Source organism: Pantoea sp. SM3640 (assembly GCF_015654165.1).
GTDB classification, from domain to species: domain Bacteria; phylum Pseudomonadota; class Gammaproteobacteria; order Enterobacterales; family Enterobacteriaceae; genus Pantoea; species Pantoea vagans.
The window spans coordinates 3,709,704-3,721,793 of the sequence record NZ_CP064872.1; the positions used below are offsets into that span (position 1 = coordinate 3,709,704).

The following is a 12,090-nucleotide window of genomic DNA, read 5'->3' on the forward strand; positions in this document are numbered from 1 at the left end:
CAATCCCAGAGGTTAATCAGAGCGGGCTGTGCAACACCCGCCTGCTGCGGTCGCGAATCAAACCTGCGCGATCCAGTAACCAGAAAAGTAATTTAGCCATGCCCAGACAGGCAGCAAAAATGAGGCAGAAAAACACTACTCGTGAGCCGAACGCATCAAGACCTTCGCGGGCCAGTACGATCATGTTAAACACTGCGCCAAAACAGAAGCTTTGCAGGATGGCACCGGTATAGCGGTTCGTCTCAAGGCAGCCACGCTGATAGATCGCATCAAAGGCTTTAATAATCATTCCTACCGCAACAGCACCAACTGGAATGGCCCAGACGCCGCCCATCACCACCAGCGACCCGATCAGCGTGGGTGAAATCGCCAGGCCCGAATGGTTATTCAGCACTTCCCATGTGAAGTAGTTGGCACTGTTCAACACCGCCAGCGGTCGATCCGGCCAGAGCCAGGTCGGAATAAACACGTAGAAATCACGCCACAGAGGTGCCAGCCCCTGAAACTCAATTTTGTCGTAGTTATCCAGCAGCCTGGCGAGATTTTCCCACGGCGAGAAGGTATCACGCGTCAGATACAGGAAGGTATAGAATGCTTCATCGCCCATCACGTCGAGGTTATAGCGGCGCAGCGCCAGCCAGAACATCCCCCCAATCGCCATCACACCCGCCGTTGCCAGCATCCACAGGGTGATCCAGCCACGGGTAATCCCGATAAACAGGAACAGGGCAAACGCAATAATGATATTGGCGCGGGTTCCGCCCACCAGTGCATAAGTCAGTAAACCAAAGGCCACCGTCACCACCAGGAACAGCAGCCAGTTGCGCCGGGTCGGGCGTAAAAAGTAGGGGATCAGCATCGCCGGAATAAAGAAATAGAAGAAGCGTTTAAGCGCTACGCCCGATACTTCGCTGGAGAAAATCTGGTTATAGGCGGTCAGGCGGAACAGCAGAAAACCGTTGTGAATGAAGAACACCGTCACGGTACCCAGCGCGACCAGCGCCAGAATCACACAGGTCAGGTGGGTTTCAACCCGGTTCATCTGCAGCCAGGGCTTCGCCGGCGGCGCACCCGCCGGTTTCAGCCGCACTTTATAGCTGACGTAATAAATGGCGTAAAACGCCGTGGCCGACAGTAGCGCCTCCAGCAGATTCTCAACCGGCATTACGTCCACGTTGAAGCGAAACACCAGCACGGAGGTCAGCGGGAAGCCGAAGTAAAAGGTCAGTAAGAACAGCAGCGTAAAGAACAGATGGAAGTTAAAACGGACGCGCTTAAATTCCCGCCAGGTCAGGGTCAGAATAAAAACCAGCGACAGCAGATAGACCACCAGCAGGCCGCCAAACTGCATAAGACTCATGACAACTCCCCTTCGCTGAGCTGTAACGCTGTACGCCAGCCTGCCAGATAACCCGGCGCAAAGAAGGCGATAGCCTGTTTATCACAGCGCATCAGCTGCCGGCGTGCCTCGGCGATGACTGCAGGCGACAGCGTATCTTCGCTGAACAATACCGGAAGCTGCTGCTCTGCCACATCACGCCAGAATGGATTTTTGCGGGTCAGAACAAACGGCACGCTGGCTTGGATCAGCAGGCAAAGTGTGCCCACCCCCTGCTGACGTTCAAACATAAAATAGCCAACATGGCAGCGCGCCAGCAGCGCTAAGTAATCATCAAACGCCAGATTTTCGCGCAGCAGATTCACCTGCCCGTTCGGGAACAGCGCCTCTGCTGCGGTCTGAATCTGGCTGATATACGCCTCATTGCCCGGCGGATAACCTAATGGGACTTCGATGCGCACCTGCTCGCCAAACTGTGCGTGAATCGCTTTTAAGCCTTCAATGTGCCGGTTACTCGGATCGCCCGAGTTACCCAGCAGCAGCGTAAACGGCTCTGACGGCGCCGACTCAACGGCAGCATCTGGCATTCGGGTCGGGAAATAGAGCAGTGAACCCGGAACCCGGCGATAACGCTGCTGGTAGTGATGCAGGTCGCCACGGGTCGCAAAAACCTGTGCAACCCGCCCCTGCGCTATCCGGCGCACCAGATAGAACAGGCGAAACTTCAGGCTGCGCGAATCTTCATAGAGATCGGCGCCCCAGACATGCCAGAACAGCTGTGAACGGCGCAGTTTACCGCTAAGTAATGCCAGCCAGATCCACGGGTTAAACTGACCGTGACAGAAAAAACGCTGCTGCCGATTCCTGGCTCGCTGCAGTACCGCCTGCGCCAGCGCTTTCTTGCTGGCGAAACACTCGATCTGTAACGCACTGAACGGAGCCAGGCTCTCCGGCTGCTGCGTCACCACCATAAAATGGCGTGGCGAAGCCACAGGCTGCTCAACGCTGAGTACGTCGTTGAAAAAGCGCAGCACCGTAAGATTGTGGTGGGGAATGTCCGATCCCAAAACGTGAATTAAAGTCATTTTTTCCGGCAGTAAACAATAAAAGCGCCACAACACAGGGCAAAGTAAGCCATATAGGTAAACATATAGGCCTGCGCCGCACCCGTCGCGCCATGTAACGGGATCAGCCAGCGTGAGAACAGGGTCAGTAACAGAAACTGGCTGATCTCAGTCAGAACATAAAAGCGCAGCGAGGCTTTGGCGATAACCAGATATCCGAAAACATAGGCACCGACTTTAAAAACATCGCCGCACAGCTGCCAGACAAAGAGATCGCGCATTCCGCGAAAAGCCTCAGAGAACAGCAGGCTGATGGCGAAATCGCGCAGTACCCAGACGCCAAAGCTGGCAACCGCCACGGCGGGCAGGACAAAGCGCAATGCACGGCCAATCTCACGTGCGATGTCGCGTTTGTTGTCGAGCCGCGCCAGCGTCGGCAGCAGCCAGACGCTAAACGTTGCGGTGATAAACTGCAGGTAGGCATCGGAAATGCTGGTGACGCCCTGCCACAATCCGACCTGCGCCCAGCCCTCCTGCTCTGCCAGCAGGTTACGCATCATTACCCAGGCAACCGGCAGGGTCACGGCCGTGATCAGCGCCATCAGGGTATATTTTGCCAGATTACGCGCCAGCTCAGGGTGCCACTGTGGCCGTAGCCAGCTTAGCGGCAGCGGCGCGCGGCGTTTCAGCATCAGTAGCGCAGGCAGCAGCAGCAAAGCCGGCACCAGCGCCAGGCCGATCAATGCGCCCTGATAGCCGCCCAGCCACCAGCAGAGCAGATAGCCCACCACGCCAGTCAGACTGCCGAGAATCAGCGCCAGCGCATTACCATGCGCGTCGCGATACCCCTTCAGCAGCGCCAGCGTAAAGTTGGCCCAGGCGATACCGAGCTGAAGAAAAGCGACGACGCGGATGACGCCCTGATAGCGGTCGTGACCAAATAGCGCGGTGCTGATGGGTGCCGCCGCCAGCAGAAACAGCAGCGCCAGCATGCCGGAAAAGCCCAGCACCATAGCCGATGCCGTGCCCACCATCGCCCGGAGTTGTCCGGGCTGCTGCTGATACTGCGCGACATAAGTGGTAACGCCGTTGAAGATGCCCGCGCCCGCCAGCACACCCAGCACGGTGATCAACTGGCGGAAGTTACCCGCCTGGCCGACACCTTCAGGGCCGAAGCTGACCGCCAGCAGTTTGACCACCAGCAGACCAGACACAATTTTTACCAGCGTGGACGACGCGGTCCACACTGAGGCTCTGGCTAATGACATCAGGAAAAGAAGCTCAGCAGCGAGCTGATAACCGTGCTCTGATTATTATCCGACAGGTTATAAAACAGCGGCAGGCGCAGCAGACGTTCACTTTCCAGCGTGGTAAAGCGGTCGTCGCCGACAAACTGCGAGAAACGCTCGCCGGCAGGTGAACTGTGCAGCGGAATATAGTGGAACACCGTCAGTATCTCGGCTTCTTTCATCCAGTTGATCAGCGCCTGGCGATCGTCCTGATCGCGCAGTTTGATGTAGAACATGTGCGCATTATGTTCGCAGCTGGCGGGGATCACCGGCAGGCTGATGCGTCCCTGAGCCGCCAGCGGCTGGAGTGCGTCATAATAACGCTGCCAGATGCGTAACCGCTGCTGGTTGATGCGTTCAGCGGCTTCCAGTTGCGCCCAGAGATAGGCGGCCTGCAGATCGGCCATCAGGTAGCTCGATCCCATGTCACGCCAGGTATATTTATCGACCTGACCCCGGAAGAACTGGCTGCGGTTGGTGCCTTTTTCCCGCACGATCTCGGCGCGCTCGACCAGGCTGGCGTCGTTGATCAATGTCGCGCCACCTTCGCCACCGGCGGTGTAGTTCTTGGTTTCGTGGAAACTGAAGCAGCCAATATGACCGATGGTGCCCAGCGCGCGACCTTTGTAGCGTGACATCACGCCCTGCGCCGCATCTTCAATCACAAACAGCTTATGTTTTGCCGCCAGCGCCATAATGGTATCCATTTCACAGGCCACGCCTGCGTAATGGACCGGCACAATGGCGCGGGTTTTTTCAGTGATGGCCGCTTCGATCAGCGTTTCGTCAATGTTCATGGTATCCGGGCGCACATCGACAAACACGATGCGCGCGCCGCGCAGCACAAAGGCGTTGGCGGTTGAGACAAAGGTGTAGCTCGGCATGATCACCTCATCGCCGGGCTGCAGATCGATTAACAGCGCCGCCATCTCCAGCGAAGCGGTGCAGGAAGGGGTCAGCAGCACTTTTTTGCTGCCAAAACGCTGCTCCATCCACTGCTGACAGCGACGGGTAAATCCGCCGTCACCGCACAGCTTGCCGCTGTTCATTGCCGACTGCATATACTCAATTTCTGTGCCCACAATCGGGGGCGCATTAAATGGAATCATGACCTTTCCTGTAAAACCAGTAGGCGGTGCTGTCGAGCCGGGCACCGCTGCGTAAATAGAGGCGCATCGCCGTGAGATTACTGAGCTGGGTAGCCACCCGAAGCTGAGCCAGCTGTCTTACCCGCGCCCAGTCCGCCGCTGCCAGCAGCAGTCGCTGACCCAGCCCCTGGCCCTGCGCGTCAGGCAGCACGCCCAGCAGGCCAATGCGGGCATCGCCGTCCACTGCGCGCAGCGACACAAAACCCTGCAGCTGGCCGGTGGCATCACTGGCCACCAGACACTGATCGTCAAACGTTCCGCGCACCGCATTCTCAATCCACTGCGCATAAAAACGGCCGCTGGCGTCCGGTGCATACCAGGGCGCGCGAAAACGACTCTGGCTGAAGAGCTGTGACGCTGCATCACGCAGCTGCGGAATTTGTGCTTCGCGCGCAATGCGAATCCCCGCCTGCCGTTCCGTCTCGTTAACCGCCAGCGCCAGGTCCGCCTCGCCTTCTGCCAGCTGAAACTGATGCTGCTGCAGTGTATCAATCAGCGCCGTCTCGCTGGCCGCAACTTTCATCTGCATCAGCGCACAGGGATGACGCAGCGCCTGCTCCAGCGGAATGTCACCTTCCGGCTCCAGCCGCACGGTCTCAACACCGAAGAATGCACTTTCCCAGCTAAGGGGATTAATACTGACGTGGACGGGCATGTAATAAATCCAGCAGGTATTGGCCGTAGCCGGTTTTTGTCAGCGCTTCACCTGCAGCACGCAGCTGGTCATCACTGAGCCAGCCGTTACGCCAGGCGATCTCTTCCAGGCAGGCAATTTTAAAGCCCTGACGTTTTTCCACCGTCTGCACAAACATGCTGGCTTCCACCAGGCTGTCGTGGGTGCCAGTATCAAGCCAGGCAAAGCCGCGTCCCAGCAGTTCGACCGTCAGCTCACCGCGCTCCAGATACATCTGGTTAATGGCGGTAATTTCCAGCTCGCCCCGCGAAGAGGGCTTAACCTGTTTTGCGAATTCGATAACCTGGTTGTCATAGAAATAGAGTCCGGTGACCGCCCAGCGCGATTTCGGCTGCTGGGGCTTCTCTTCAATCGATATCGCTTTGAAGTTATCGTCAAACTCCACCACACCGAAACGCTCCGGGTCCATAACCTGATAGCCGAACACCGTTGCGCCACGATTCTGTTCGACGACTTTCCGCAGCTTGGGACTGAAGCCCTGACCGAAATAGAGATTGTCACCCAGCACCAGGCAGCAATTGTCATCGCCGATAAAAGATTCGCCAATGATAAAGGCCTGCGCCAGCCCATCAGGACTGGGCTGCACCGCATAGCTCAGGCGTATCCCAAATTCACTGCCATCACCCAGCAGGCGTTCAAACTGTGCCCGATCTTCCGGCGTGGTGATCAACAGAATGTCGCGAATCCCCGCCAGCATCAGCACGGAAAGCGGATAGTAGATCATCGGTTTGTCGTAGACCGGCAGAAGTTGCTTTGATACTGCCCGGGTTATCGGGTGTAACCGCGTGCCCGAGCCTCCCGCTAAAATGATGCCTTTCATCACTGCTCCTTACGCGGGTTTATTGCGATAAGCCGAGGCGTTCGCCCTGATAGCGACCATCCAGAATGGCCTGCCACCAGGCGGGATTAGCCAGATACCATGCCACGGTTTTACGCATGCCGCTTTCAAAGGTTTCCTGCGGCACCCAGCCAAGTTCATGCGCAATTTTACTGGCATCGATGGCGTAGCGCTGATCGTGACCGGGCCGGTCAGTGACATAGGTAATCAGGTCGCGATAATGCGCCAGCCCGGCAGGTTTCTGTTCTGCGGCCAGCTCTTCAAGCAGGCTGCAGATGGTTTCGACTACCTCAATATTGCGGCGCTCGTTATGGCCGCCAATATTATAGGTCTCGCCTGGCTTGCCCTGACTGACCACCTGATAGAGTGCGCGAGCGTGATCCTCAACGTAAAGCCAGTCACGAATCTGCTGGCCGTTGCCGTAAACCGGCAAGGCTTTACCAGCCAGCGCATTGATGATGGTCAGCGGGATCAGCTTCTCCGGGAAATGGCAGGGACCGTAGTTGTTCGAGCAGTTGGTAACCAGCGTGGGCAGACCGTAGGTTCGAAGCCAGGCCCGTACTAAATGGTCGCTGCTGGCCTTAGAGGCGGCGTAAGGACTGCTTGGCGCATAAGGGGTGGTTTCGGTGAAGTAAGCCTGGCTGTCATGCAGATCGCCAAACACTTCATCGGTCGAGATATGGTGAAACAGAAAAGCCGTCTTGCGCGCGTCATCCAGGTTTTGCCAGTAAAAACGCGCGGCTTCCAGCAACTGATAAGTCCCGACAATATTGGTCTCAATAAAGGCCACCGGTCCATCAATCGAGCGATCAACATGACTTTCAGCCGCAAGATGCATCACGCAGTCTGGCTGATGACGGGCAAAAACCTGATCAAGCGCCGCACGATCACAGATGTCGACCTGCTCAAAACAGAAGCGGGGCGAATCGGCCACGCTGGCGAGTGACGCCAGATTTCCGGCATAGCTGAGTTTATCGACCACCACCACCTGATGTCTGGTTTCTGCGATCAGAAAGCGCACCAGAGCCGAGCCGATAAAACCGGCACCGCCCGTAATCAGAAAGCGCTTCATCGCCAGACACCTTTGGTATCGACAATCCAGTTCTGCTGAACATCAGCGGCATCAATGGCGCGGAAGGCGCGGTGATCAACCAGCATCACCAGAATATCGGCCTGGGCCAGCGCCTGCTCGCAGGAGACCAGCTCTGCTTTGTCAGCCAGCGAGTCAGCAAGCTGCTCAATGTGCGGTTCAACCACCCAGGTGGTGCCGCTGTGCCATTCGGCAATCTTCTGGGCCACGCCCACCGCCGGGCTTTCGCGCAGGTCGTCGATATTGGGTTTAAAGGCCAGGCCAAAGCAGGCGATGGTGATATCGCTGGCGCGCTTGCCGGTCTGGGTCAGGCAGTCCGCCAGCGCGGTTTTCACCTGGTCCAGCACCCACTGCGGCTTGGCGTCATTCACCTCGCGCGCGGTGCGGATCAGGCGAGCTAATTCGGGATTCTGCGCCACGATAAACCAGGGATCGACGGCGATACAGTGCCCCCCAACGCCCGGACCCGGCTGCAGAATGTTGACGCGCGGATGGCGATTCGCCAGCGCAATCAGCTCCCAGACGTTAATTCCCTGGTCGGCACAAATCAGCGACAGCTCATTTGCAAAGGCGATATTCACGTCACGGAAGCTGTTTTCGGTCAGCTTGCACATCTCGGCTGTACGGGCGTTGGTTTCAACGCATTCACCTTTTAAAAACAGCCGGTAAAGCTCGCTGGCGCGGGCGGAACAGGCGGGCGTCATGCCGCCAATCACCCGGTCATTGTTAATCAGCTCAACCATCACCTGGCCGGGCAGCACGCGCTCCGGGCAGTAGGCGACAAAAATATCGGGCGTCTCTCCGTGCTGCGGAAAACGCAGGTCGGGACGCGCCGCAGCCAGCCAGTCGGCCATCTGTTCAGTGCTGCCCACCGGCGAGGTCGATTCCAGAATCACCAGATCGCCCTTTTTAAGAACCGGCGCGATCGACTCCGCCGCGGCTTTCACAAAGCGCAGGTCGGGCTGATGATCATCTTTGAATGGCGTCGGTACGGCGATCAGAAAGGCGTCGGCGGCTTCAGGCTGCGTGGTGGCGCGCAGGTCGCCACGCGTCACGGCCGCATGCACCACCTGATCTAAATCGGGTTCCACAATGTGGATCGCGCCACGATTGATGGTTTCTACGGCGCGCGCGTTGATATCCACGCCCACCACTTTTTTTCCCTTTGAGGCAAAAACGGCTGCCGTCGGCAGCCCAATGTATCCCAGTCCAATCACGGAGATGGTTTCAAAACTCATAATTCGGCTCGGTTATCTTTTAAGGCTTGTAAAATACGACCACAGGCTTTGCCATCGCCATACGGATTATGGGCATGGCTCATCGCCTGCCAGGCAGCGTCGTCACTCAGCAATTCGCTGACGCTGGCTACGATTCTGGCGATATCGGTTCCCACCAGTCTGACGGTTCCGGCATCGACGGCTTCAGGACGCTCGGTGGTGTCGCGCATCACCAGCACCGGCTTGCCCAGTGAAGGCGCTTCCTCCTGGATGCCGCCGGAATCGGTAAGGATCAGCCAGGCACGGTTCATCAGCCAGACAAAAGGCAGGTACTCCTGCGGTTCAATCAGAATGATATTCTCAATGCCGCTGAGTATCCGGTTAACCGGCTCGCTGACATTGGGATTGAGATGTACCGGATAGACAATCTGCGCCTCGGGATGCTGGCGGGCAATCTGCGCCAGCGCGCTGCAGATACGTTCAAAACCGCCGCCAAAGCTCTCACGCCGGTGACCAGTGACCAGCACCAGTTTCTTATCCGGGTCGAGAAACGGATAGCGCGCCGCCAGTTGTGCGTTCAGATTACTGTCGTCCAGCACCCGATCGCGAACCCACAGCAGTGCATCAATGACCGTATTACCGGTGACGACGATGCGCGCATCGGGCAGATTCTCCTGCAACAGGTTCTGACGCGAGCGGGTGGTAGGCGTGAAGTGCAGGCGGGCAAGATGGCCAGTGAGCTTACGGTTACCCTCTTCCGGCCACGGCGAGGCGAGATCGCCGGTACGCAGACCTGCCTCCACATGCCCGACGGGGATTTGCTGATAAAAAGCCGCCAGACTCGCCGCCAGCGTCGTGGTGGTATCACCATGCACCAGCACGATATCCGGTCTGAAGTCGAGCAGGACGGTTTTCATGCCCTCTAAAATGCGGCAGGTGATCTCGGTCAGCCCCTGTTCAGGACGCATAATATTGAGATCATAGTCCGGCTCCAGCTTGAACAGACGCAGCACCTGATCGAGCATTTCGCGATGCTGAGCGGTCACGCACAGTCGCGATTCAAAAGCGGGATCCTGCGACAGCGCCTGCACCAGCGGCGCCATTTTAATCGCTTCCGGACGAGTACCAAATACGGTCAGAACTTTCACACTGTTTCTCTCAATCATGCGCGTCTGACATCAGACGCGGACGACGTGCCAGCGCCACTCCCGCGCCTGTTAATGCCCCAACGGCACCCCACATAATCATCATGAACAGACGTCGCGGACTGTCACGTGATACCGGCTCTTCCGGCGTACGCAGATAACGGTAGGTCTGGAACTGGCTGTTCAGTTTTGGCCCGGTCTGCAGCGTGGTCAGCATTGCTCTGTTCTGATCATAGCTGATATCAAATTCCGGACCGGTGGCGCGCAGGGTATCCAGCTGTCCCTGCAGAACGGGCTGGCCCAGCAGGAACAGGTCGCTGTCTGCCAGGTTCTCACCCGCTTCGCGCGTCTGTTTCTCGTTGATGCCCTGCTGGCTGGCAATCTTCAGCGCCTGCTCCAGCCGATGCTGCTGGCGCTGGAATACCGCATTAGACACATTTTCCTGACGTTTTACCTGCGCCTGCAACTGATCGGTACGCGCCCGCCAGGCCCCTTTTAACTCATCATTCAGATGACGCGCGGCGCGCTCACTGGCGTAAGCGATGTACTGCCGCAGCAGATTGTTAGCGTCGCCTGCTGTTTCCGCTTTAAGTTTGACGTTATCGGGCAGGTTATGTGCTGCGTCTGCGGGCGTGAACAGGATGTTGCCGATCAAATCGTCGAGCAGCGCAGCATCGTTATGCGCATTGCCGGTTTTACGGTTCTTATAGTAATCCGTTTGCTGCCAGAACTCCCGACGCGTATCCCAGGAGGCAAGCTGCATGGTGAACTCCTGATAAACCTGATCCATCACCGTCGGTGACGGTGCAGCCAGCGTCAGGGCATTGTTGCGCACATCCAGATTGGTCAGGAACTGCTGCTGCGCATAGTAAGAGCCCAGCATGTTCACCGTCGGGCGATCGGTGATCGCCGTGGTGCTCCAGACCTGTTTCAATAGCAGCGTCGCCAGCCAGGCAATCAGAGCAAACAGCAGCGCCAGCCCGACAATCCAGCGTTTGCCACGCCATAAACGGCAGCTCAGGCCGCGAATATCCAGTTCGTTGTCCACAACGTCAGCAGGCATGGCAGAGGTATCCTTTTTCAGCATCGGGTTCATTTATTTTTTGCTTCGCGATGATGGCTCAGACGACGCTTGATACGCCGGACGCGTCGCGCCACGCGCCACGCATGCTTCAGGCAGTAGCCATAAACCATAAAAGCGCCCAGGAACAGCAGCAGCATCACCCACTCCGGAATGAACGCCAGATATTCACCCAGTACACCGATACCAGCGAGGATGGCCGCCGCAACGGTAATCAGGACAAAGGCCTGACGCGAGGTAAAACCGGCACGCATAATCAGATGGTGGATGTGCTGACGATCGGCCGAGAACGGGCTCATGCCTTTGCGCAGGCGACGATACATAATCGCCACCATATCCATCAGCGGAATGGCGATCAGCCAGAGTGCGGTAACGGGTGTAATGGGATGGCTCAGACCCTGCGTCGTTTCCAGCAGAATCCAGATAATGGTGAAGCCGATCATGGTGCTGCCGGCATCGCCCATAAAGACTTTGAAGCGACGCCCCAGGAAGCCGAGGTTAAGCAGGATATAGGGCAGCGTGGCGGCAATCATCGCAAAACACCACATCGCGAGGCTGGTCTGGCCATCGAAGTAGAGGATGATACCCATTGCGGCAAAGGTGACCGAGGAGAGTCCGCCCAGCAGACCATCGATCCCGTCTACCATATTAAAGGCGTTGATCGCAGCCCAGACGGCAAACAGGGTCAGCACATAGCCGAAGGGCCCCACGATAAGCTCGAACGGACCCACGATAAAGCCCAGGCTGAGCAGATAGAGTTTTGCGCCAAACATCATCACCAGCGCGACGATGGCCTGTACGACTGCGCGAATTTTGACGCTGATATCGAATCGGTCATCCAGTGCGCCAACCAGCACCAGAACCCCGGCGCAGCCCAGATAGAGCAGCGCGTGTGGCAGATAGTAGTTGGTGATGGCAAACGTAAAGCAGATACCTGCGAACACGGAAATGCCGCCCACCAACGGAATCGCGCCATGATGACGTTTACGTGAGTTAGGCTTGTCAACTAAACCAATTTTTTTAGCTGCTTTTCGAGCAAAAAAGAGGAAAGCCAGGGAAAAGAGAAAAATTAAACCAAGCTCAGTACTCATAGTGAGTAAATTCACGTTAAACGCTCTCAGCTAACATCCCGCACCACAATACGCGAAAAAGCGCGCCTGGTGCTGTGTCGGATTCCGAATTCTG

The 12,090-nt window shown here is 57.2% G+C and carries 11 protein-coding genes; all 11 read right to left on the bottom strand.

The genetic code is table 11. From position 1 onward, the window contains the following. Positions 1–16: 16 nt before the first annotated feature. Genes wzyE through wecA form a run of 11 tightly spaced genes read right to left on the bottom strand, consistent with a single transcriptional unit; the run spans position 17 to position 11,996 of the window. Positions 17–1,360: an ECA oligosaccharide polymerase gene (gene wzyE, locus IV493_RS17215; protein WP_110331153.1), complete on the bottom strand. Its 1,344-nt coding sequence runs from the start codon at positions 1,358–1,360 to the stop codon at positions 17–19. Beyond that, positions 1,357–2,424 carry a TDP-N-acetylfucosamine:lipid II N-acetylfucosaminyltransferase gene (locus IV493_RS17220; protein WP_195857494.1) on the bottom strand — a complete coding sequence of 356 codons (1,068 nt, stop codon included), beginning with the start codon at positions 2,422–2,424 and terminating at the stop codon, positions 1,357–1,359. The genes wzyE and IV493_RS17220 overlap by 4 nt, the downstream gene beginning before the upstream one ends. Next, the gene (gene wzxE / locus IV493_RS17225) at positions 2,421–3,671 is read right to left on the bottom strand and encodes a lipid III flippase WzxE (protein WP_195857495.1); all 1,251 of its coding nucleotides are present in this window, start codon (positions 3,669–3,671) and stop codon (positions 2,421–2,423) included. The genes IV493_RS17220 and wzxE overlap by 4 nt, the downstream gene beginning before the upstream one ends. Next, positions 3,671–4,801, bottom strand: coding sequence for a dTDP-4-amino-4,6-dideoxygalactose transaminase (gene rffA, locus IV493_RS17230; RefSeq protein WP_033784417.1), 1,131 nt, complete (start codon positions 4,799–4,801; stop codon positions 3,671–3,673). The genes wzxE and rffA overlap by 1 nt, the downstream gene beginning before the upstream one ends. Next, positions 4,788–5,495: a dTDP-4-amino-4,6-dideoxy-D-galactose acyltransferase gene (gene rffC, locus IV493_RS17235; protein WP_095706405.1), complete on the bottom strand. Its 708-nt coding sequence runs from the start codon at positions 5,493–5,495 to the stop codon at positions 4,788–4,790. The genes rffA and rffC overlap by 14 nt, the downstream gene beginning before the upstream one ends. Continuing rightward, positions 5,473–6,354 (bottom strand): glucose-1-phosphate thymidylyltransferase RfbA, encoded by an 882-nt coding sequence (gene rfbA, locus IV493_RS17240; protein WP_195857496.1) that lies wholly within the window; start codon positions 6,352–6,354, stop codon positions 5,473–5,475. Before rfbA ends, rffC begins: the two co-directional genes overlap by 23 nt. Positions 6,355–6,373: 19 nt before the next feature. Next, positions 6,374–7,444 (bottom strand): dTDP-glucose 4,6-dehydratase, encoded by a 1,071-nt coding sequence (gene rffG / locus IV493_RS17245; RefSeq protein ID WP_147789657.1) that lies wholly within the window; start codon positions 7,442–7,444, stop codon positions 6,374–6,376. Next, on the bottom strand, positions 7,441–8,700 hold the full coding sequence (wecC, locus tag IV493_RS17250; RefSeq protein ID WP_033784414.1) for a UDP-N-acetyl-D-mannosamine dehydrogenase: 1,260 nt from the start codon (positions 8,698–8,700) through the stop codon (positions 7,441–7,443). The genes rffG and wecC overlap by 4 nt, the downstream gene beginning before the upstream one ends. After that, positions 8,697–9,827, bottom strand: coding sequence for a non-hydrolyzing UDP-N-acetylglucosamine 2-epimerase (gene wecB, locus IV493_RS17255; RefSeq protein ID WP_041457283.1), 1,131 nt, complete (start codon positions 9,825–9,827; stop codon positions 8,697–8,699). The genes wecC and wecB overlap by 4 nt, the downstream gene beginning before the upstream one ends. Before the next feature lie 10 nt (positions 9,828–9,837). Continuing rightward, positions 9,838–10,887: an ECA polysaccharide chain length modulation protein gene (gene wzzE, locus IV493_RS17260; RefSeq protein ID WP_195858199.1), complete on the bottom strand. Its 1,050-nt coding sequence runs from the start codon at positions 10,885–10,887 to the stop codon at positions 9,838–9,840. Between the two features lie 29 nt (positions 10,888–10,916). After that, positions 10,917–11,996, bottom strand: a complete 1,080-nt coding sequence (wecA, locus tag IV493_RS17265) for a UDP-N-acetylglucosamine--undecaprenyl-phosphate N-acetylglucosaminephosphotransferase (protein WP_033784413.1) — start codon at positions 11,994–11,996, stop codon at positions 10,917–10,919. Positions 11,997–12,090: the final 94 nt, after the last annotated feature.